Source organism: Anaerococcus obesiensis (assembly GCF_016599815.1).
GTDB classification, from domain to species: domain Bacteria; phylum Bacillota; class Clostridia; order Tissierellales; family Peptoniphilaceae; genus Anaerococcus; species Anaerococcus vaginalis.
Genome location: NZ_CP067016.1, coordinates 1154336 through 1175445, shown reverse-complemented (window position 1 = coordinate 1175445; position 21110 = coordinate 1154336). Strand labels below are relative to the sequence as shown.

Here is a 21110-nt window from a genome sequence, read left to right as displayed (position 1 = left end):
GGTTATACCTCATACTGAGCTTTCCATAATTTTGTGTAGTAACCATTTTTTGCAAGAAGTTCACCATGCTTTCCTTTTTCAAGTAAATTTCCTTTTTGAAATACGAGAATTTGGTCAGCTTTTTGAATTGTTTTTAAATGATGAGCCACTACAAGTACAGTTCTATTCTTTGCAAGTTCTGTAATAGCATCCTGTATCAAAGATTCATTTACAGGATCAACATTACTTGTCATTTCATCAAGAATTAAAATCGGTGCATCTTTTAGAAAAGCTCTTGCAATAGATATTCTTTGTCTTTGTCCACCTGATAAAATTCCTCCATTTTCGCCAATATCAGTTTCATAACCTTTTGGTAAACTCATAATGAAATCATGTATTCTTGCTTTCTTTGCAGCTTCAATGATTTCCTCTTTTGTAGCTCCTTTTTTACCTACTCTGATATTTTCTTCAATCGTGTTATCAAACAATTGAACATTCTGCATGACAATGCTAATACGGTCTAAAAGCTCATCATAAGGAATATCCCTTATATCAATTCCTCCGAGTGTAATTTTTCCTTTATGCACATCATAAAATCTTAGAAGTAAGTTGGTTATAGTGGTCTTTCCACTACCTGATTCTCCAACTAAGGCTGTCATTGTTTTTTCAGCAATAGAAAAGCTCAATTTTTCCATTTTAAATTCATCTTTTTCATAGGAAAATCCAATGTTATCAAAAGCTATATCATTATCTTTCGGAACAATTCCATTCACTTTATCCGGGATTACATCTGCATATAAAATTCTTGAAAGTCTTTCGTAACTATCTACCGCCGAAACATAGTTCATATAGTGTTGTTCCATAGAAGCGAACGGCTTATAAAACTCTTTTGAAATTACCGCAAAGATAATAAAATTAAGCACATCGAGATTTCCCTTTATAACAAGTATTGCTCCTGCAATTAAAAGAACTAAATATCCAATATCCAGTAAAAAACCAAATATAGATAACTGTTTTGCCTTGAATCTTGAAGCTGCTTTACTTGTTTCTCCGAACTTTTTCGTTTTGTTCATAAGCTCATTATCTAAGCTCTTATTGTTTGAAAAACTCTTTAGTACAGGTATTCCTCTAACATATTCAACAAATAAGCTAACCATATCAAGAAGTGCTGAGTTGTTCTGATTTTCTATTTTTTCAGATTGCTTAATTGTCAGATATAGAAAGATAAGTGCAATCGGAACAGATACAGCCATAATAATAGCAAGTTTGAAATCAATACTTGCAAGACCAACAAATACGACTGCACCTATCAAAAAATCACCAAACATTCTTGACCACATGTGTCCTACAACAAGGGACATATTATCAACATCTTTGTGTAAAATTGTATTGATCTCGCCCAGTCTTTCGTTGGTATAAAATCCTAAGCTGAATTTTTTTAATTTGATAATCATGCGTTCTCTGATTTGCTGAACAATATCAAAACCTGCACTATGCTTTTTCATATCTGCAACCATATTACAAATACCTTTGAACACTACAAGTAATCCAATCGCAATAAAATATTTATATAGACTTGCTAAGCTCGTTCCATCGAATATTTGGAACAGTATAGAAAATACGATCACAATCATAGCTATGGAGCTTAGTCCATAAAGGGCAAAGAATACACTCGATATAATCAAATCTCTCTTGCCAGTTTTTGTAAGTAGTTTTAACATTTCTCTAAACATTTTCTGTTACCACCTCTTTCAAATTCCATCTATCTACCTTGTTCTGTGCTTCAACCATATCCTTATAAAAATCACATCTTTTCATCAGCTCTTCATGGCTTCCTGCATCAAGAACAACACCCTTATCCATAACAATAATTTGGTCTGAATCTCTAATCGTATTTAGATGATGAGCAATTGTAATGATGGTTTTATCCTTGCTTAAATCGTCAATTGCTTCGCCGATAAGTCTTTCATTTTCACTATCAACAGCCGCCATTGCTTCATCTAATATTAAAATCGGTGCATTTTTCAGTATCATTCTTGCTATAGAGATTCTTTGTTTTTCTCCACCGGATAACTTAACTCCCATTTCACCTACTCGTGTTTCATATCCATTTGGCAATGCTGAAATAAAATCATGGCATCTTGCTTTTTTAGCAGCTTCTATGACTTCTTCTTTTGTTGCATTTAGTTTTCCAATTGCTATATTTTCAAAAATACTTAAGTCAAAAAGGATAACTTCTTGTTGCACACTACCAATCAGCATTGAGATATTTTCTTGACTATATTCTTTTATATCTTTTCCATTTATCAGTATTTGTCCTTCATCTGCATCCCAAAATCCCATAAGCAAATTAGATACCGTACTCTTTCCACAACCGCTTGCTCCTACAAAGGCGTTCAAACTATTTTTCTTAAAATTCAAATTGATATTTTTAAGCTCAAAGCTATCTTTTCCGTATGCAAAATTCACATCTTTAAATTCTATGTTTCCAAATTCTAAACCTTGTTCTGTCTTTTTGTTTGGAAGTGGAACTGTTAATACTTTCCCTATCGCCTTTAACGCTTCCTTAAACACAATAGAAAAATGTTGCAATGTAGCTGTCTTACTTATAGAAGCAGTAAAAGCAGACGATAAAATAATGGCAAGGATAAAATTAGGCGTTGTAATATTTCCATGATAAAGAAATATGCTTCCCAAAATCATGACAATAACCACTCCAATTTCCATAAATATGTCAATGAGTCCCATTGGAATTGTAACCATCCCCATGCTCTTTTTAACCCAGTAAATATATTCTCTTGCCGTTTTTAATGTTCTTTCACTAATTTCCTCTTCTTTAGCAAAAGCCTTAATCACAGAAATATTTTTTACATATTCCATTAGCTCTTCTCTCATTCTGTTTTCATGATTGAAGTAAATCGCAAAGTTTTTATCCATTGTTTTCTGTGAAAGAACTTTTACCAAATACATGAGTGGAACTCCGGCAATCATCCCAAGAGCAAGACGCCAATCCACAAAAATCATAGCTACAAAAATAATGGTAGGCAGAAGTGTAACTGCCATTATTTCAGGAAGACCATGGGCAAGGTATACTTCCACTTGCTCTACATCATGTTGAACAATGTTGGTAAGCTCTCCTGTATTATGTTCTTTAAAGAATCCCAAACTTAGTTTTTTCAGATGACCGATAATATCTAACCTAAGTTCTGTTAATTTTTCGTATGCTTTCTCATGGGCAACCTTTGTTGCAAAATAATAAAACACTCCTTTTAATACAAACGATATAAAGATTCCCAAGAATATATACTTTAAATTACCTTCGTTAATATTGTTTGTGATTAAAGAACTAATCAAATATACAAGTAAGATTTGTGGTATCAAATCAAATACTATTTTTAAAGCAAGAAGTGAATTGGATAAACTATTTTTCCCAATCACTTTTTTCCTTAATTCTTTTTCCGGCATGAACAACTCTCCTTTCAAAATTGAATAATATTGAATTTTAATTCAGTATTAAGGTTTAAAGTAAGACTTTGCTGATTACGCAAAGTCTATTTTATCCGATCACTATATTTTTTTAAATTACTGTATCAGCAAATCAAAAATTATAGCACAATCTTTTTCCATTTTCTAATCTTAGTTCTAAACGTTCCAAAAGGGGCAACCGTATTAACATGAATAAACTTATAAACTTCCCATGTCGCTGTTTTAGTAGCTTCATCAGCCCATTTTCTCATATGCGGTTGAAATAATTCTTCTTCACTTAGTGTATCAATCATTGTATAGATAGATATAATATTTTCTTTCAATCGTTTCTTTAATTCTTCTATCGATAAATGAGCATAAGTATCGGTAAACCACTGATATAATTCTCCAAGTTGATTCCATTTAAACATATCCGACGGTGTCTTTACTTCAAAACCGTTTTTCTCATCTTTTTCCCATTTCAAAACTAATGTTGTCCATCCGAGTTGATAAGCAAGATTTTCTGCTGGTGTTCTGTCAACTTCAGGGACTCTCTTATCTTTGAGAGATTCAGGAATAATATCAAATTCAGAAATATACTTTTCAAAACTTTTATTTATCTCAGATTTCAGTTCTTCTTTATCTTTATATATCTTCAAAATATCTCCTCCAAAAATTTAAATTTATCGCATTTAAATATCAAATCAACTTACAATGATTCCACTCCCTTGTAATAACACTTTGCAATAAGTTTTAGCATATCTTTTGCCCACTTTTCACTTTGATAATGCCTTGCTATTTCAAGAAGTCCCTCTGTAAAGTTACTGGCTAAAATATGGGCAAGCATTGGATCATATTCCTGTTTCGATTGTCTTTTTAAACTTACTTCAATATGAACCTGCATTTGCGATATGAGTTTTTGTTTTGCTTCTGTATGCTTTGTACCTGAGCTTTTATCCATTAAAATAATTAACTTCTTACGATCTTTTAAAAGTTCATGAATATAATTTTCTCCAACTTCATCAAACCTTTCAGAAGCAGAACCTTTTTCCAAAGATTCTTCCTCATTAAAAGCTGACTCGAAGTTTATATAAACAGAACTTACTACTGCATCAAACAAAACTGCCTTATTTTTGAAATAGGTATAAATTAGTGCCACAGGAATATCTGCTTCTTTTGCAATTTCTGTTAATTTGGCACCTCTATAATCCTTTTTATAAAATACTTTTTCTGCTGCTTCGAGTATTCTATTTCTAACTTCTTCTTTTAATACTTGTGCCATAGCACACCTCTTTCTATTCCAATACTGAATCTACATTTAATAATAAATTAAAATTCAATATTTGTCAAGATAGATTTAAATATTTGTTTTTATATACTCACTCACCGGTATCCCCACTCTTTTCAAAACCTTTATTTTCTCCTGTTTCTTCTGTTCTCTTCTTGCCTTATATTTATCTTCATACTCTTTCTGTTTTCCACTCGCTTTACGCTTTAGGTAATTTTGATGTAGCTTGTCTTTTCTTTCTTCGATTTTTCTTTCTTCTTCCTCAAGTTTTTGTTTTTTTTCTTCGCTTAACTCCGCCTGTGGTAGTTCGTAATTACCTATGAAATTAAAGTAAATTTCTATCTTTTGCTTTGATGTCTGACTTCCTTTTCTATCTCTTTCATGTACGATAATCTTTTCTACAAACTCATTTATCATTGTAGTTGTAAGTTCATCAAAGTTTTCATAACGACTGATAAGAGATATAAATTTTCTTGCTCTGTCTGTTTCTTTTTCATATCTTGATACCTGCTGCTCTAAATCTTTGATCTCTTTGCTTAAAGTTATCTGCTCTGTTTCATATTGATTGTTTAGTATCTCATATCTGCTATTTGGTATTTTGTTAAGGATCATATCTTCGTAAATTCTGCACATAAGTCGTTCGAGTTCCCTAAGTCTGTTTTGGCTTTCCGTTAATCTTACCTTTTTCTTTTCTATCTCTATTTTTTCTTTTTCTTCCATTTCATTTTGAATGGAACAGATAAAGGCTTCATTATCTTCATCAAGGTATTTTTTAATATCTTTTAGTGTGTCTTGTATTAAATTTAAGACTACTTCCGCTTTTATTCTGTGTGCTGATGGACAAAGCATGCCACAAGGTGTTTTAGTATAGGCACTGCAAGTGTAATAGGGTATATTTTTGTAATTGCTTGTTCTATGAACATACATTTTACTTCCACAATCTGCACAATACATCAGTCCTGTGAGTGGGTGATATTCTCCCCAACCGTCAGGATACCTTTTTACATTTCCTCTTATCCTTTGCACATTGTCAAAGGTTTCTTGATCTATAATTGGCTCGTGTGTATTTTCAAAAATAAGCCAGTTATCCTCGGATACATATTTGCTTTTCTTGTCCTTGAAGTGTTTTCTTGTTTTGAAATTGACTGTATGTCCCAAGTATTCCTGTTTCTTTAAAATGCTTGCTATGGTTGAGCTGCACCAACGATAGGGATGTTCAAAGTTTTTGCTTTGATATAGTCCATAGCCTAATTTCTGTTGATGATAGGCTGGTATATCTACTTTTTCACTCTCCAATATCTTTGCTATTCGATACGGACCATTTCCTTGCATGGTCAGGTTAAATATTCGCCTTACTATCTCTGCTGCTTTTTCATCTACTATCCACTTGTTTTTATCTTTTTCATCTTTGATATAGCCATAAGGCGGTGTACTTGCAGTATGTTTCCCACTTTCGCCTTTTGACCTGAAAGTCGATTGGATTTTTCTTGATGTATCTCTTGCATACCATTCGTTCATGATATTTCTAAAAGGGGTAAAATCATCTTCTCTGTAAAAACTATCTACATTGTCATTGATAGCGATTAGTCTTACGCCCTTTTGTCTTAGTATCTCCATACATTGACCGACTTTGAGATAATCTCTGCCAAGTCTGCTCATATCTTTTACAATGATACAACCAATATTTCCTTGATTGACTCCGTTCATCATTGCCATAAATCCCGGTCTGTCAAACTGCGTTCCACTGATTCCATCATCTGTAAAGTGAATGATGTTTGACAAATTATTTTTGCTTGCGTATTCTTCCAATATTTTTTTCTGATTGATGATAGAGTTACTCTCTCCTTGCAGTTCATCATCACGACTTAATCTCTCATAGAGTGCTGTTATCTTTTCAAAATTCCTCATTTTTACCCCCTTTCTCTTAATTTTTCAATAAAAAAAGAATTAAGAAGTACATATTTCACTAAAATAGTGATTAAGTGTTCTCCTTAATTCTATTACTCCTGCTGCCAGCTTATATTTCTTATATTGCTTAACTGCAAAATGAGTAGGATCTTTCTTTTCAAGAGCTTCAAAGAGCCTATCAATTGGGTTCATATAGGTTTCGTCATCTTCTCTTACTTCACTAGCGTCAATCATATCCAAAAGTGTCTTAAAGTTCTTTTCTTCTTCTGGTGCTTCATAATATATATAACCGATAAGGGCAGTGTAATATAGCTTTTCAGCTTTTACCCAGAAATCTTCTCCTGCCTTTTCTCCATCTCCCTTAGTATTTGCAATTATAGTTTGAACAAGCTTTAAAATATCTTTTTCACTTCTCAAATATGCAAAGGGATTGTATTTCATAGACTTTTTGAAGTTTATTGTGTTTAAAATCTTTATGTCATACCCATTTTCATAAAGCATTTTTCCACACTCTAACACAAGTGTCCCCTTAGGGTCTGTTACTACATAGGAAGAGTGCATTTGCATTAGGTTTGGCTTTACATAAAATCTTGTTTTACCTGATCCAGAACCACCTATTACTAGTACATTTTTATTTCTAGCGTACTTAGGATTTTTAGGTCTTGAATTCATTGTTAGTCTTTCGGTATTAGTTATAAGAACATTGTTTTCAAACTTCGGATCAATGTATGGAGCAATATCCTTGCTTTCTCCCCATCTTGCAGATCCATATTCTTTACCTTGCCTATATTTCTTTTTATTTTTACCTTTACTATAAACAATTAGCTTAACAAGACCAGCAACTGAAATACCTATTAACAAGTCCCTTGGATTAATACTTGGTATATAAGATAAAGTTCCTATATCAGAAATTCCCACCATTATTCTATCAATAATATCTCCTCCAACATAAGAATTGATGTGATTAGAAAAGATATTTCCAATGTAGAAAAAGGATAGATAAGGAATGTTTGATAATATAAATTTCTTTGGGTTGTCTATTTTAATTAAGTTTTTAATATCAGAAAGAATGGCTTCTAATACCTTATTCATCGTAGAAACCTTCGCTATCTAATAAAATTAGTAGGTAGTGTCTTCCCTTTGGTGTTATAAATGTTTGTATGCCTACAAGTGTACCAAGTGGATCAACCCATTCTTTTACTTCAAAATATCCCTTGTTCTTATCTGCATAAGGTAAGAGTTTCTTTTTCTTATCTCTATAAATTAATCCCTTATCCATTAGAAAACTTATAAATTGATTTTGTGGTATTCCTAACTCTTTGGCAGTATTTCTAAAGTTTGTAAGTAGATTATAATCTACTAATTTGTCATAATAATCTGCCTTTGGTCTTAATTCTTCAATTTCTTCTTCTCTTTCGGAAATAATTCTATTGGCTACCAGAATTGCATTTGCTAGTAGCTCTTCGTTAGTTTTCTTTTCTTGACCAGCTATATATCCTCCATTTTTTCTAATACTTGGTAAGACTTCTCTAGTTACCCAAGCTTTGAATATTTTTGCTTGTGGTAGTTTTGATGAGAGGATAAGTGAATACAATCCTGACTCATTAATTATTGAAATATTCTGTATTCCTCCAGGGGTGTTCCATTTCGTTACACCCTTATCTTCTTCATCTACATGATCATAAACAGCTTTTCTTGGATTGACATATCCTAACATAGCTGCTACTTCTTTAGCTATAAAGAAAAACTCACCGTCTTTTTCTATAACAGTGAGTTTCCCAAAATTCTTATTTTCAAATGTTTCTAAATTACTTATCATAAGCTTTGCTCCTTATGTTTATTTTTAACTTTATCTTTACTAATTGTGTCCTTAGCCATATCTTTAAACTTATTTATTGTCTTCGTTATTGAATCTTTCCTATCGGCTTTTCTTTCAGAAGCCTTAACCGCTTTTTTAAAGGCATGTTCCATTACCTTTATATCCTTAGATTGAAAAAACACAGAGTGGTTACCAGTTTCCTTATCTTTCATAACAGAAAACTTCACTCCGTGTTTATTTAAAATTTTCTTTAATTCTTTTAACTCAGGATCTTTTAGGTTGATTTCTTCTAACTGTCCTTTTTTAACCATATCTTTTAGCTTTACTTCTTCTCCGTTATTTTTTATTACATTTTTCAAGCCTCCTTGTTCCTCTATTTGCTTGTGAACTTTCTTTAAGGCATCAAGAATTGCTTTACTTGTTGCTTTTGCAAGTCTTACTTCAAGATTAAGACTTGACCTAGATACTTCTTCATTAATCATCTATTCCACCTCCATATAAAAGTAACTCTTTGTATTTTCTTAACTTCTCTTGATGGATTTTTCTTCTAAAATCTTCTCCCGTAACTTTAACTGGTATTGTCATTTCAAGTATTCTTGAATATATCCTCTGATACTCAAGGTCTATATTAGGATTTTGAATAATTTCCAATGATAAGTTTGTAGTAAAAATTGTCGGCCTGCCTTTTAAGTATCTTGAGTTTATAATGTTATATACCTGTTCTCTTGCATAAGATGTATCCCTTTCAATTCCAAGATCATCTAAAATTAACAACGGAATGTTTGATAGGTTATCTATAATTTCATTTGAATCTAGCTTAAATGCTGATTTTTGTATTTGGTTTATAACCTGAGATAAATTCATAATCTTAACTTTAACTTGTTCTCTTTCAATTAATTCATTTGCAATAGAACAAGCAAGATAAGTCTTTCCACTGCCAACATCTCCATAAAATAAAAGTCCAACATTGTCCTTCTTCATTTGCTCAAAACTTTTGGCATAATTGTAAGCAACCTTGTAATCTTGTCCCTTTTCATTTAGGAATTTCTCAAAAGTATATTGGTGTTGGAGCGGCGATGAGAAGCAATCTCTTTTCAATGACGATATTTTCATCAGTCTTTCTCTTTCTTCATTTTCCTTATCTCTCTTTATTTCACATTCACATTTAATTCTGGGAATAAACTTTGTAAAGCCAAAGTCAAGTAATTCTCCATCGACTCTTTTACCACATACCTTGCAATAGATATGTCCATTTCTTTCAATATCATTTTCTCTTAATACAAAATCTTTTAAGTTCTTCATAAACTCTCTCCTATATCGTAATTCATTTTCCTTGTTGTATTATCATTAATGTTTTTTGCCTGATCATTAAGATACCAATTAATTATCGTTGCCTTGTGATCTTGATACACTCTGTTATTTGCTTTCATATATGACGACAACCTATCAATATACTCACTAATCCTGCTTCCTAACTCATTTGTTAAGTCCTTATATTCTTCATCAGTCAAAAATATGTTTTTATATATTCCATAAGGTTTTTGCCCTTTGCTAAAATCATTCTTTCTTAACTCATTATTATTAATATTGTTATAGTTACCTTCCGATTTTCGAAAATCTTGAAGTCTGTTATTCGGAGTTCTTGAATTCCGATTATCGGAATTCTGGACTTCTGCTTTTCGGAAATCTGGATTTCTATTATTTGAATCATAGAAAACACTCATAAAGTCTTTAACATAAATTCTGTTAGGCTTTCCAAGTCCTTGTCTTTTCTTTTCAATCAGTCCTATTCCTGATTTTGTATCAAGCTCATTTATAATCTTTAAGGCTTTATCATTAGCACAGTTAAATTGCTCTTTAATAGCATCCATTGTGTAGTAAATAAAGACTTTTCCATCTTCATCTATCCAGCCATTTTTATATGAAAGCCCCATTCGATTAAGCATATATGAATACAAAACTTTAGCTTCAATAGAAATGCTCTCAAAAATCTCATCTTCCATTAATACCATAGGTAACCTAATGAAGTTATACATCTCAGATTGCCTATTATAAAAATAATCAAAATTCATTCTTACCTCCTTTCTTTGAAATAACAAAAAGACGACAGAATTATTGCTTTCTATCGTCTACGGTTGTCTTATATTTATTTTTCTTCAAATTGATTTTATTGTATAGTTTAATAATTCTAATAATCCAATAACATATATACCTAATTTAGGTAATCCAAATGGACTAAATAAAAATGCTAATATTAGTGCTTCAATTACAATTTGCTTGTCTCCTTGAAAAATGCTAGCTATTCCAATTATAAAAATCAAAGTAGAAACTACGCTTAACAACGCAGTACTCAAACTTAATATGAAGGTTAAAAAAGCTATGAGCAAACTCAACACTAATCTTATCGGTAATAAAATTATTCTAATTATCCATCTCATACATACTCCTAAAAATTAAACTGGGATTCATAACAAACCCCAGTTTCATAATTAGCGTGTCCTTTAATATAATTTTGATCCTGCTGGAATATTATCATCCAGCATTATTAAGTTAAGTTTTTCTTCACCGTCATACTCACAAATTGCAGATATAATCATACCTTCTGAGTCGATTCCCATCATCTTACGAGGAGGAAGATTACAAATTGCAAGTAGTGTCTTTCCAATTAAGCTCTCTGCGCTGTAATATTCCTTAATACCAGATAAAATAACTCTTTCTTTTTCAGAACCATCATCTAATGTAAATTTCAAAAGTTTTTTTGACTTAGGAACTTCTTCGCAGTTCTTAACCTTTACAACTCTAAAATCAGATTTTGAGAAAGTTTCAAAGTCTACCATATCTTCAAATAATGGTTCAACTTTCACTTTTGAAAGGTCAATTTCTTCTGTCGTAAGTTTGTCGTAAGTTTCGTAAGTTTCTTTTGACAAACCCCTATTTTCTGCCTTTTCTAAGCCTATTGGCTTCATTGTTGGGAAAAGTAATACGTCTCTTATTGAACGTTGACCTGTTAATATCATTATTAATCTGTCAATTCCAATTCCAAGTCCACCTGTTGGAGGCATTCCTACTTCAAGAGCATTTACAAAATCGTAATCCATCATGTGTGCTTCATCATCGCCTGATTCTCTTTTTGCAACTTGATCTAAAAATCTTTGTTTTTGATCAACTGCATCGTTTAATTCTGAGAAGGCATTTGCAATTTCTGCTCCGTTTACAAAAGCTTCAAACCTATAAGTTAAGCTTTCGTCATCATTTTTTCTTTTTGCAAGTGGAGATATTTCTACTGGATAATCAATTACAAATGTAGGTTGAATTAATTTATCTTCAACGAATTCATCGAAAAATTCTGCAATTATTTCGCCTCTTGTTGATTTTACTTCTACATTTTTTTCTTTAGCAATTTTTACTGCATCTTCGTATTCTGTAATTTCATTAAAATCTACTCCAGAATATTCTTTTACAGCATCAATCATAGAAATTCTTCTCCAAGGAGTTTTTAATTCAATTTCTTTGCCATCAAATTCTACAAGGGTAGTTCCTTTTACTTTGTTTGCTACTTCTTCTACCATTGTTTCTGTAATTTCCATCATGTCTTCAAAATCGCCATAGGCTTGATATAATTCCATTGTTGTAAATTCTGGATTATGAGTTGCATCCATGCCTTCGTTTCTAAACATTCTACCTATTTCATAAACCTTATCGAATCCACCAACAATTAATCTTTTTAAATAAAGCTCTGATGCAATTCTTAAATACATTCCAATATCCAAACTATTGTGGTGGGTTATAAATGGTCTTGCACTTGCTCCACCTGCAATTGTATTTAATATTGGTGTTTCAACTTCCAAAAATCCTCTATTCTCTAAAAATTTTCTAATTTCAGATATTATTTTACTTCTAAGTACAAAAACATCTTTTACTTCTGGATTTACAATTAAATCTACATATCTTTGCCTGTATCTTATATCAGGATCTTTTAGTCCATGCCATTTTTCTGGTAAAATTTGCAAAGATTTTGTCAAAAGATCTGCGTGTTCTGTTTCTATAGAAATTTCGCCTTGATTTGTTTTGAAAACTTTTCCTTCTATTCCTATTATATCTCCAATATCATATCCTTTTGTTTCTTTGAAATTATCTCCCATGATATTTTTACGGTTTACAACTTGAATTTGTCCAAGAGAATCTTGAACATCCATAAAGCTCATATTTCCATGGCCACGTCTTGCCATAATTCTTCCAGCAACTCTTACGATTTTTCCTTCAAATTCTTCAAAATTATCTTTTATATCTTCGGATAAGCTTCTATTTCTAAAATTTACAATAGCGTGAGGGTTTTTTCCTTCAGCTTTTAATTTTTCAAGCTTTTCCCTCCTAATTTGAAGCATTTCATTAAGATCTTGATTTTTATTAGCCATATTTACTCCTATTTTATTTCTTTAATAGTATAGTAGCATTTTCCATTTGGTGTAACAACTTCTACTTTATCGCCTTTTTTCTTTCCAAGTAAAGCTTCTCCGACAGGAGATTCATTTGAAATAAATCCTTCAAGTGGATTTGATTCAGCTGTTCCTACTATTTTATATTCCAAATCTTCATCAAATTCTTCATCGTGAATTAAAACTTTACTTCCTACGCTAACTTCATCTTTATTTGTAGAATCTTCAAAAGTTTTGGCATGTCTAATCATATCTTCAACTTTTGCAATTCTTGATTCGACTTCGCCTTGTTCGTTTTTAGCTTCATCGTAATCAGCATTTTCTGAAAGATCTCCAAAAGATCTTGCTTCTTTAATTTTTTCTGCTATTTCTGGTCTTCTTTTTGTTTTTAAATATTCTAGTTCGTCTTGTAATTTTTGTAGGTATTCTTTTGATAGAATTACTTCTTTTTGTTCTGTCATTTTATCATCCTTTCAGTGTGGATTTATATTTTTCTAAGGCATCCATCACTTCTTCAATTGTATTTAATTTATTAACCAAATCACGGATTTTGCTTGAGTTTTTAAGTCCTTTTATATACCATGATAGGTGTTTTCTCATTTGCGTTACTACTAATTTTCCTTTTTTATATTTTAATTCTAATTTGTATTGTTCTATAAGTTGGTCAATTATTTGTTTGGAAGATGGCTTTTCATAAAATCCCTTATTTATATAATCTTTTATTTCTTTAAATAAAAAAGGATTGCCCATTGCTCCCCTTGCAAGCATTACCCCATCAGCTTTTGTTTTATCAATTACTTTTACAAAATCTTCTACACAAAATATATCTCCATTTGCTATAACTGGAATTGAGAGATTTTCTTTTAATATTTTTATATGATTCCAATCAGCCTTTCCTGAATACATCTGTTCTTTTGTTCTTGCGTGCAAAATCACATAATCTATTCCAGCATCTTGGGCAATTTTTCCTATTTCTAAATAATTTAAATTTTTGCCATCAATTCCTAATCTAAATTTGATATTTATTTTTTTGTCAGTAGATTTTCTCAAAGTCTTACAAATATCTTCAACTAATTTTGGCTTTGCCATAAGGGCGCTTCCTTCGCCGTTTTTTGTGATTTTTGCTACAGGACAGCCCATATTAAAAGAAATTTCTTTTGACTTTTCAATTGGATTTATTTTATCTTTTACTACTTTTTCAATTATGTCAGGTTTTGAACCAAAAATTTGTATGTTACAATTTTTTTCGTTTTCTGAAATAAATAACAAATCGTCAGTTTTTTGATTGTCATAATAAAGAGCATTTACTGAAACCATTTCTGTAAAGGTTTTGTCTGCTCCGTATTTTTCTGCAATCAACCTAAAACCAACATCACTCACTCCAGCCAAGGGTGCCAACATTATTTGTTTATTTTTTAATTGTTCTCTCATAAATCAATCTTAAACCTTCTAAGGTTAGGTCATTTTCTACGATTTCGATGTATCTGGACTCTGATGCCAATAATTCAGAATATCCTCCAGTTGAAACTATATTTATTTCTTCTTTTGTGATATTTTCTTTTTTAATAATTTCTTTTATCAACTGTTCAATTATTCCATCAATCAAACCAATATATCCAAAAACCATTCCAGCATTTATTGATTCTGATGTATTTTTTGCAATGGCTGATGATGGATCATGCAATTCAATTCTTGGAAGTTGAGCTGTTCTATCTATTAATGCATCAAGACTTGTTTTGAGTCCTGGTGCAATAGATCCTCCCAAATATTGTCCATGTTTATTTACAACATCGAAGGTTGATGCAGTTCCAAGATCAACTACTATAGTAGGTCCTCCATACATTTCGTAAGCTGCTACAGCATCTACTACCCTGTCAGCACCAACTTCTCTTGGATTATCATATTTTATATCAATTCCAGTTTTTGTGCCTATTCCTACAATCATAGCTTCTCTTCCAAAAAATTTTCTATTTGCAGATTGCCATGAATATAAAACATCGGGTGCTACTGATGATATTATTGTATCTTCTATATTATCTTTATCAATTTTATGAATTGCCAAAAAATTATATAGAATTTGAACTATTTCATCGCTTGTTACAATTTGATTTGTTGTAATTCTAAATTTTGTTTTTAATTTCTTTTTATTGTAAACGCCAATCACAGTGTTTGTATTGCCGACATCTACTACAAGTAGCATATATTCTCCTAAATTTTTATAATCTCAACATTAACTCTAATATGATACATCATCTTGTTTGATTTTTCAAGATTATTTACCTAATTTATATTTTCTTATTAGGGTATTTATTTGTTCAATATCTTCAAATTTTACTTGAACTGATTCTTGATTATCTTGATGGTCTTTTCTAGTAATTACTACCAAATTTCCACGTTCTTTATCAAATCCCCATTTTTTTAATTCTTTGTAAGTATAAAATGAATCGTTTAATAAGATTCCATTTTCTCCAATATAAATTTTTGTTTTTGTATTTAGGAAAAATACTAATCCCATAACTATCATTACAGATGCTGTCATAAGACCTGTTTGATTTTTCATTCTGATTCCTTGAAATAAATTTATAGCTCCTGTTACAATTAAAAGCCCAAACAAAATATATTCCATAGTTGATGATCTTTTTCCAAAACTTTTTACATCGCCTTGTAAATTTTTAACTGATTTTTTGCTTTTAAATAATTTAAATCCAAGCCATGCTATAAGTCCTACATAAATTAATATAATAAATTTGTCAAATTGTTTCATATTACCTCCTATTTTTATTTAAACTCAAAAAATAAGGCTTTTTTCAAAAAATGAAATAAAGCCAAATTTAATAAGATTTTAACATTTTTCTATCTTTATTTTACTCATAAACTTCTCTTTTTAAAACCCCAATAAAGGGTAGGTTTCTATACATTTGCATATAATCAAGTCCGTAGCCAACTACAAACTCATTTGGAATTTTAAAGCCAGACCAATCTGGTTTTATTTCTATTTCTCTTCTTTCTGGTTTATCAAGTAAGGTTATAATTTTTACAGAATTTGCTCCTCTTTTTATTAAAGACTCTTTCAAGGCATCTAATGTTCTTCCTGTATCAATTATATCTTCAACTAATAAAACTTCTTTTCCAGTAATATCTGTATCCAAATCTTTTATTATTTTTACATTTCCTGAAGATTGTGTGCCATTTTCGTAAGATGAAACATCCATAAATTCTAAAGTACAATCTAATTTAATATTTTTGGCAAGTTCAGCCATAAACATAATTGAACCTTTTAGAATTCCCACAAGTACAAGCTCGTTTTTGTCTAAATAATATTCGTTTATTTGACCTGCAAGCTGTTTTATTCTTTTATTTAAACTTTCTTCATCAATTAGTACTTGGTCTATTACATCTTCTAAATCAATTTTCATAACTCCTCCACACTTACCATTAAAATATTCGTATCGTCATATTTTACTTTAAAATCCTCACTTCTTCTTTTCCCAACAATCCATGCTAGCTTGTTGTTTATAAATAAAAGTGGAATTTTGTCCCTATCTTTTCTATCAATTTTTTCATCAATAAAGAAATCTTTGAGTTTTTTTCTTTTTCCATTTTTCATGGCGGTAAAATAATCGCCATTTACTCTATACCTGATTTTTATTGAAATATCATCTAAATTTTCCAAACTATAAAAAACTCTATTTTTTTTGCTAGAATTTTTATAAAAATCATAAGAAACAAGAGCTGTTTTAAATTTATAATTTCCAAAAATTTTCTTATCATTTGAATTCATATAGATTTCTTTTAAATTTTTTTCAATAGTTTTTCTTTTTATGTAAAAATCATAAGACCTATAATTTTTTTCAAAGATTAAATCATCTTTAATAATTTTTTTCCCATTTTCTAATGACCTTATTTTTATAAAATCGTCTATATTTGTTTTAGAAAAATCATTGATATTTCCATATAAAAATTCTATAGTCCTTCTTATAAGCCTTGCCTTCAACGCATCTGAAATATCTTCAAATTCATTTTTATCAAAAGAAATATGGTTTGTATCTTTTTTTATAAGAATTTTTTCTAGATTTTTGTCTTCAACTTTTCTTAAAATTTTATAATCACTTTTTGCAATTTCTGATAAGGAAACTAAAGAGTTTTTGAAATTCGGATTTATTTTTTCGATTTCTGGTATTATTTCAAGTCTAATTTTATTTCTGGTATAATCAGTTTCCAAATTTGTATAGTCTATGTGATAGGAAATTTTATTTTCATCTAAAAATTCCAGAATTTCACTTTTAGTAAAGTCCATCATTGGTCTAATTATATCTTTGTTCTTATAATCCATTGCCCTAAGTCCATCAAGACCTGATCCTCTTATTATTCTCATAAGAACCGTTTCTGCCTGATCGTCTTTGTTGTGGGCAACTGCTATTTTTGCATTTTCGTATTTATTTTTTATTGACCTAAAAAAATTATACCTTAAGATTCTTCCAGCATTTTCCGCTGAAATTTTTTCTTTTTTTGCGTAATCATCCATAGACTTATGGTCTATAAATGTTTTAAATCCCAATTTCTCTCCAGTTTTTATAACTAATTTTTCATCTTCATTTGCATCAAGCCTATGCAGATGATTTAGGTGGGCAAGAACTATATTTATTTTGTAGCAATCTTTTACTTCATTTAACAAATAAATTAAAAATTGGCTATCAGGACCACCGCTTGCTCCAACAATTATGGTATCATTTTTTTCTATTAGATTATTTTTTTCTATTGTGGACTTAAACTTATTTATTATTTTCGTCTTTGTACACATATTCGTCTTTCTTAATCATACCTAATTTTTCTCTAGCTATTTTTTCCTTGTACTCATCTGTATTTCTATTTTCATAGTCTTCTTTTATAGAGTCAATTTCTCCTCTTATGCTAGAAATTTTGCTGTTTGTTGTTTTAATATTAGCATTTAAATCCACAATTTGTGCATTTACTTTGCTATTAAATGATTTTGACAAAATAAATACCAATACAAAAACAAGGATACTTCCCATCAAAAATCTTTTATTCTTTTTTGACCTATTTTTAAGGTATTTTTCACATTTATTCATCTATAACCTCATACATTTCACTTGCGTCATTTTTTTTAGCACCATCAATCAAGTCAAGAACTTTTACTTTTAAATTACTTTTTCCAAAGCAAATTTCAACTATATCTCCACATTCTACATCACTTCCTGCCTTGGCAATATTCCCATTTATTTTTACTCTTTCATTTAGGCAAGCGTCTTTTGCAACCTGCCTTCTTTTAATTATTCTTGAATTTTTTAAAAATTTATCTATTCTCATTAAATCACCTTAATTAATTATAACAAATAAAGACCCATTTAGTCCATAATAAAACAATTTCATTTATTTTTTATTATGAGTATAATTGTAATGGTGATATTATGAATAAAATTTTTCATATAGACTGCGACGCCTTTTACGCATCATGCGAAGAGCTTAGAAATCCAAATTTAAAAAATTTCCCAATGGCTGTCGGCGGTCTTTCAAATAAATCAATAATTACAACAGCAAATTATAAGGCAAGAGAGTATGGAATCCATTCTGCCATGCCAGTTTTTATTGCCAAACAACTTTGTCCAGATTTAATTATGGTAAAAGTTGACAGAAAATATTACAAGAAAAAATCAAAAGAAGTTTTTGATATTATAGAATCTTATTCACATACAATAGAACAGGTTTCAATTGATGAGGCATATATTTTTATAGACAATAATGAAGATAAAAAAATTTTAGCACAAAAAATTCAAAATCAAGTTTTAAAAGAAACGGGAATTGGAGTATCAATTGGAATTTCTTACAATAAATTTTTGGCAAAACTTGCAAGCGACTGGAATAAACCGATGGGCATAAAAGAAATAAGCAAAGAAGAAGTGCCTGAAATTTTAAAAAATTTAGATATTAAAAAAGTTCACGGACTTGGAAATAAGTCTGTTCAAAAATTAAAAGATATTGGAGTTTATAAAATCAAAGATTTATTAAAACTTGACCAAGAATTTCTACAATCACTTTTTGGCAAGCAAGGAAGATATGTTTATAAGGTTATAAGAGGCGAAGATAATAGAAAAGTTCAAACAAATACAAAAAGAAAATCAATAGGCAGAGAATTTACCTTTAGAAAAAATACCAAAGATTTAAAAATTTTATACGCTTATATAGACGAAATTTCCCAAAAAATCGAAGAAGATTTGAAAGCAAAAGATATAAAAGCCTACACTGTAAATTTAAAAATAAAAACAGAATATTTTAAAACTCATACAAAATCCTACACCCTACTTTCTCCAATATCAAAAAAAGAAGATATTGCAGAAATTGCCAAGGACTTGTTAGATCAAATTATTTCAAACGAAAATTTAAGGCTTATAGGAATTTCCCTATCAAATTTATCAAAAAAGAATCATACTCAATTAAGCTTATTCGATAAATAATTTTTTAAGAATTTATAAATAAAAAATCGCAAGATAATAGAATTTTCTACTAGCTTGCGATTTTTTTTATTCTTCTTCGTTTTCAAAATTTTCTTCAACATTTTCAGATTCTTTTGAATCTTTTTTGTCAGAATTTATATTTTCTCTTAATTTTTCTTCAATTTCGTGGAGAATGTCTTCGTTTTCTTCAAGATATGTTTTTACATTTTCCCTACCTTGACCAAGTTTTTCTCCATTATAAGAATACCAGCTTCCTGCTTTTTCTACTATGTCTTCATCAACTGCAGAATCCAAAATTACTCCAGATTTTGAAATTCCTTGTCCATACATAATATCAAATTCTACAACTTTAAAAGGAGGAGCCACCTTATTTTTTACAACTTTTACCCTAGTTCTATTTCCTATATAATCATCGCCTTGTTGGATTCCTTTTATTCTTCTAATATCAAGTCTTACTGATGAATAAAATTTAAGAGCCTTACCTCCAGTTGTTGTTTCAGGATTACCAAACATAACTCCAATTTTTTCTCTCAATTGATTTATAAAAATAACTGTGGTATTTGTTTTTGAAATAATTCCAGTCAATCTTCTCAAAGCTTGGCTCATAAGTCTTGCTTGAAGACCCATGTGGCTATCTCCCATTTGTCCTTCAATTTCTGCTTTTGGAACAAGAGCTGCAACTGAATCGACAACAATCAAATCAACCGCACCAGATCTTACCAAAGATTCTGCAATGTCTAGCGCTTGTTCTCCTGTATCTGGTTGAGATAAAATTAATTCGTCAATATTTACTCCCAATTTTTTTGCATATTCTGCATCCATAGCATGCTCAGCATCAATAAAGGCACAAGTATTTCCCAATTTTTGATCTTCAGCAATACAGTGAAGAGTAAGAGTTGTTTTACCAGAAGATTCTGGTCCAAAAATTTCTATAACTCTTCCTCTAGGAAGTCCACCAACTCCAAGAGCAATATCAAGATTTATTGCGCCAGTTGGAATTACAGTTACATCAACCTTTGGAGCTTCGCCCATTTTCATAATAGCACCCTTACCATATTTTTTTTCAATATTTTTAAAAGCTTGGCTTAGGGCTTTTTCTTTATCATTATCTGTGTTTTTTTCTTTTTCTTTAGCCATATATTTTCCTTCCTATTTTATAAATTAAAAAATAAAACTTGTCTTCAAAAATCTAAAAAATTTTCTTTAAAATTTATATATCGTCTAAATTTAAAACTTTTTTATTTTTAACTAAATAATCAATTCCTGAAAGCACTGTCAATACAACTGCTACATAAAATAAAACAAGACCTATTGAATTTAATGTAGGATTATTTAATAATAGCATTACAGTAGATACGCATTGGCTCATTGTTTTTGCTTTTCCGCCCTTGCTTGCTGCAATTGTTATATTGTTACTTGCTGCAAGAGTTCTAAGTCCTGTAATAATTAGCTCTCTTGAAATTATTAAAATAACTGCCCAGCTTGGGATTATATTTGTTGCTGTCAATAAAACAAATCCTGCCATAGTCAAAATTTTATCTACTAATGGATCCATAAATTTCCCAAAAGTTGTAACCAAATTTCTACTTCTTGCAAGATGTCCATCAAGAGCATCTGTCAATGATGCAACTGCATATAAAATTGCAGCAACATTATACATTCTACCAAAAATTAAATATAATACCACAAATACTGGCACCAAAATCATTCTTACGGTTGTAACTTTATTTGCTATATTCATA

General features: G+C 30.3%; 22 protein-coding genes and 1 pseudogene. 1 reads left to right on the top strand and 22 read right to left on the bottom strand.

All coding sequences use genetic code 11. From position 1 onward, the window contains the following. Positions 1 to 2: 2 nt before the first annotated feature. From I6H46_RS05870 to I6H46_RS05775, 20 genes and pseudogenes are all read right to left on the bottom strand, one after another. Positions 3 to 1712 (bottom strand): ABC transporter ATP-binding protein, encoded by a 1710-nt coding sequence (locus I6H46_RS05870; RefSeq protein WP_004838399.1) that lies wholly within the window; start codon positions 1710 to 1712, stop codon positions 3 to 5. Then, positions 1705 to 3444: an ABC transporter ATP-binding protein gene (locus I6H46_RS05865; protein ID WP_002842637.1), complete on the bottom strand. Its 1740-nt coding sequence runs from the start codon at positions 3442 to 3444 to the stop codon at positions 1705 to 1707. Before I6H46_RS05865 ends, I6H46_RS05870 begins: the two co-directional genes overlap by 8 nt. A gap of 140 nt (positions 3445 to 3584) precedes the next feature. Beyond that, positions 3585 to 4103, bottom strand: coding sequence for a ClbS/DfsB family four-helix bundle protein (locus tag I6H46_RS05860; protein ID WP_000708365.1), 519 nt, complete (start codon positions 4101 to 4103; stop codon positions 3585 to 3587). Between the two features lie 50 nt (positions 4104 to 4153). Next, positions 4154 to 4726, bottom strand: coding sequence for a TetR/AcrR family transcriptional regulator (locus tag I6H46_RS05855; RefSeq protein ID WP_000079884.1), 573 nt, complete (start codon positions 4724 to 4726; stop codon positions 4154 to 4156). A 75-nt stretch (positions 4727 to 4801) separates the two neighbouring features. Next, complete coding sequence (locus I6H46_RS05850; protein WP_001243447.1) at positions 4802 to 6640, bottom strand: recombinase family protein; 1839 nt, start codon at positions 6638 to 6640, stop codon at positions 4802 to 4804. A gap of 96 nt (positions 6641 to 6736) precedes the next feature. Further along, positions 6737 to 7732: pseudogene (locus tag I6H46_RS05845) on the bottom strand (type IV secretory system conjugative DNA transfer family protein); the annotation flags it as partial. Continuing rightward, on the bottom strand, positions 7725 to 8459 hold the full coding sequence (locus I6H46_RS05840; RefSeq protein WP_019118579.1) for a phage antirepressor Ant: 735 nt from the start codon (positions 8457 to 8459) through the stop codon (positions 7725 to 7727). The pseudogene I6H46_RS05845 and the gene I6H46_RS05840, both read right to left, overlap by 8 nt. Further along, positions 8456 to 8941 (bottom strand): PcfB family protein, encoded by a 486-nt coding sequence (locus I6H46_RS05835; RefSeq protein WP_000606600.1) that lies wholly within the window; start codon positions 8939 to 8941, stop codon positions 8456 to 8458. Before I6H46_RS05835 ends, I6H46_RS05840 begins: the two co-directional genes overlap by 4 nt. After that, positions 8934 to 9761, bottom strand: a complete 828-nt coding sequence (locus I6H46_RS05830; RefSeq protein ID WP_200225575.1) for an ATP-binding protein — start codon at positions 9759 to 9761, stop codon at positions 8934 to 8936. Before I6H46_RS05830 ends, I6H46_RS05835 begins: the two co-directional genes overlap by 8 nt. Next, on the bottom strand, positions 9758 to 10531 hold the full coding sequence (locus I6H46_RS05825; protein WP_200225573.1) for a replication initiator protein A: 774 nt from the start codon (positions 10529 to 10531) through the stop codon (positions 9758 to 9760). The genes I6H46_RS05830 and I6H46_RS05825 overlap by 4 nt, the downstream gene beginning before the upstream one ends. An 84-nt stretch (positions 10532 to 10615) precedes the next feature. Then, complete coding sequence (locus I6H46_RS05820; protein WP_001267200.1) at positions 10616 to 10897, bottom strand: CD1845 family protein; 282 nt, start codon at positions 10895 to 10897, stop codon at positions 10616 to 10618. Positions 10898 to 10960: 63 nt separating this feature from the next. Then, on the bottom strand, positions 10961 to 12874 hold the full coding sequence (gene lysS / locus I6H46_RS05815; RefSeq protein ID WP_200225571.1) for a lysine--tRNA ligase: 1914 nt from the start codon (positions 12872 to 12874) through the stop codon (positions 10961 to 10963). 8 nt (positions 12875 to 12882) lie between these two features. Continuing rightward, positions 12883 to 13356 carry a transcription elongation factor GreA gene (gene greA / locus I6H46_RS05810; RefSeq protein ID WP_019118023.1) on the bottom strand — a complete coding sequence of 158 codons (474 nt, stop codon included), beginning with the start codon at positions 13354 to 13356 and terminating at the stop codon, positions 12883 to 12885. Positions 13357 to 13360: 4 nt separating this feature from the next. After that, positions 13361 to 14326, bottom strand: a complete 966-nt coding sequence (dusB, locus tag I6H46_RS05805) for a tRNA dihydrouridine synthase DusB (protein ID WP_200225569.1) — start codon at positions 14324 to 14326, stop codon at positions 13361 to 13363. Further along, positions 14304 to 15095, bottom strand: coding sequence for a type III pantothenate kinase (locus I6H46_RS05800; RefSeq protein WP_004838390.1), 792 nt, complete (start codon positions 15093 to 15095; stop codon positions 14304 to 14306). Before I6H46_RS05800 ends, dusB begins: the two co-directional genes overlap by 23 nt. A 72-nt stretch (positions 15096 to 15167) precedes the next feature. Continuing rightward, on the bottom strand, positions 15168 to 15659 hold the full coding sequence (locus I6H46_RS05795; protein WP_004838389.1) for a DUF5673 domain-containing protein: 492 nt from the start codon (positions 15657 to 15659) through the stop codon (positions 15168 to 15170). A gap of 100 nt (positions 15660 to 15759) precedes the next feature. Then, complete coding sequence (gene hpt / locus I6H46_RS05790) at positions 15760 to 16311, bottom strand: hypoxanthine phosphoribosyltransferase (RefSeq protein WP_019118025.1); 552 nt, start codon at positions 16309 to 16311, stop codon at positions 15760 to 15762. Continuing rightward, positions 16308 to 17696, bottom strand: a complete 1389-nt coding sequence (gene tilS, locus I6H46_RS05785; protein WP_019118026.1) for a tRNA lysidine(34) synthetase TilS — start codon at positions 17694 to 17696, stop codon at positions 16308 to 16310. Before tilS ends, hpt begins: the two co-directional genes overlap by 4 nt. Continuing rightward, entirely contained in the window at positions 17668 to 17985 is a 318-nt protein-coding gene (locus I6H46_RS05780; protein WP_019118027.1) for an FtsB family cell division protein, read from the bottom strand. Before I6H46_RS05780 ends, tilS begins: the two co-directional genes overlap by 29 nt. After that, positions 17978 to 18223 (bottom strand): RNA-binding S4 domain-containing protein, encoded by a 246-nt coding sequence (locus I6H46_RS05775; RefSeq protein ID WP_004838385.1) that lies wholly within the window; start codon positions 18221 to 18223, stop codon positions 17978 to 17980. Before I6H46_RS05775 ends, I6H46_RS05780 begins: the two co-directional genes overlap by 8 nt. 101 nt (positions 18224 to 18324) lie before the next feature. Between I6H46_RS05775 and I6H46_RS05770 the strand changes: the two genes are divergently transcribed. Then, entirely contained in the window at positions 18325 to 19368 is a 1044-nt protein-coding gene (locus tag I6H46_RS05770) for a DNA polymerase IV (RefSeq protein ID WP_019118028.1), read from the top strand. Between the two features lie 66 nt (positions 19369 to 19434). Here I6H46_RS05770 and recA read toward each other — a convergent pair whose 3' ends face one another. Continuing rightward, positions 19435 to 20505, bottom strand: a complete 1071-nt coding sequence (gene recA, locus I6H46_RS05765) for a recombinase RecA (protein ID WP_200225567.1) — start codon at positions 20503 to 20505, stop codon at positions 19435 to 19437. 73 nt (positions 20506 to 20578) lie between these two features. Continuing rightward, entirely contained in the window at positions 20579 to 21109 is a 531-nt protein-coding gene (pgsA, locus tag I6H46_RS05760; protein WP_004838382.1) for a CDP-diacylglycerol--glycerol-3-phosphate 3-phosphatidyltransferase, read from the bottom strand. Position 21110: the final 1 nt, after the last annotated feature.

Excerpts from the sequence above, each read along its gene's own strand:
- hpt (WP_019118025.1), bottom strand. The coding sequence starts at position 16,311 with ATGAAAATTGATTTAGAAGATGTAATAGACCAAGTACTAATTGATGAA.
- tilS (WP_019118026.1), bottom strand. The coding sequence starts at position 17,696 with ATGTGTACAAAGACGAAAATAATAAATAAGTTTAAGTCCACAATAGAA.
- I6H46_RS05820 (WP_001267200.1), bottom strand. The coding sequence starts at position 10,897 with ATGAGATGGATAATTAGAATAATTTTATTACCGATAAGATTAGTGTTG.
- pgsA (WP_004838382.1), bottom strand. The coding sequence starts at position 21,109 with ATGAATATAGCAAATAAAGTTACAACCGTAAGAATGATTTTGGTGCCA.
- I6H46_RS05850 (WP_001243447.1), bottom strand. The coding sequence starts at position 6,640 with ATGAGGAATTTTGAAAAGATAACAGCACTCTATGAGAGATTAAGTCGT.
- I6H46_RS05825 (WP_200225573.1), bottom strand. The coding sequence starts at position 10,531 with ATGAATTTTGATTATTTTTATAATAGGCAATCTGAGATGTATAACTTC.
- I6H46_RS05830 (WP_200225575.1), bottom strand. The coding sequence starts at position 9,761 with ATGAAGAACTTAAAAGATTTTGTATTAAGAGAAAATGATATTGAAAGA.
- I6H46_RS05840 (WP_019118579.1), bottom strand. The coding sequence starts at position 8,459 with ATGATAAGTAATTTAGAAACATTTGAAAATAAGAATTTTGGGAAACTC.
- recA (WP_200225567.1), bottom strand. The coding sequence starts at position 20,505 with ATGGCTAAAGAAAAAGAAAAAAACACAGATAATGATAAAGAAAAAGCC.
- I6H46_RS05835 (WP_000606600.1), bottom strand. The coding sequence starts at position 8,941 with ATGATTAATGAAGAAGTATCTAGGTCAAGTCTTAATCTTGAAGTAAGA.
- I6H46_RS05775 (WP_004838385.1), bottom strand. The coding sequence starts at position 18,223 with ATGAGAATAGATAAATTTTTAAAAAATTCAAGAATAATTAAAAGAAGG.
- I6H46_RS05870 (WP_004838399.1), bottom strand. The coding sequence starts at position 1,712 with ATGTTTAGAGAAATGTTAAAACTACTTACAAAAACTGGCAAGAGAGAT.
- I6H46_RS05800 (WP_004838390.1), bottom strand. The coding sequence starts at position 15,095 with ATGCTACTTGTAGTAGATGTCGGCAATACAAACACTGTGATTGGCGTT.
- I6H46_RS05795 (WP_004838389.1), bottom strand. The coding sequence starts at position 15,659 with ATGAAACAATTTGACAAATTTATTATATTAATTTATGTAGGACTTATA.
- greA (WP_019118023.1), bottom strand. The coding sequence starts at position 13,356 with ATGACAGAACAAAAAGAAGTAATTCTATCAAAAGAATACCTACAAAAA.
- dusB (WP_200225569.1), bottom strand. The coding sequence starts at position 14,326 with ATGAGAGAACAATTAAAAAATAAACAAATAATGTTGGCACCCTTGGCT.
- I6H46_RS05855 (WP_000079884.1), bottom strand. The coding sequence starts at position 4,726 with ATGGCACAAGTATTAAAAGAAGAAGTTAGAAATAGAATACTCGAAGCA.
- I6H46_RS05865 (WP_002842637.1), bottom strand. The coding sequence starts at position 3,444 with ATGCCGGAAAAAGAATTAAGGAAAAAAGTGATTGGGAAAAATAGTTTA.
- lysS (WP_200225571.1), bottom strand. The coding sequence starts at position 12,874 with ATGGCTAATAAAAATCAAGATCTTAATGAAATGCTTCAAATTAGGAGG.
- I6H46_RS05770 (WP_019118028.1), top strand. The coding sequence starts at position 18,325 with ATGAATAAAATTTTTCATATAGACTGCGACGCCTTTTACGCATCATGC.
- I6H46_RS05780 (WP_019118027.1), bottom strand. The coding sequence starts at position 17,985 with ATGAATAAATGTGAAAAATACCTTAAAAATAGGTCAAAAAAGAATAAA.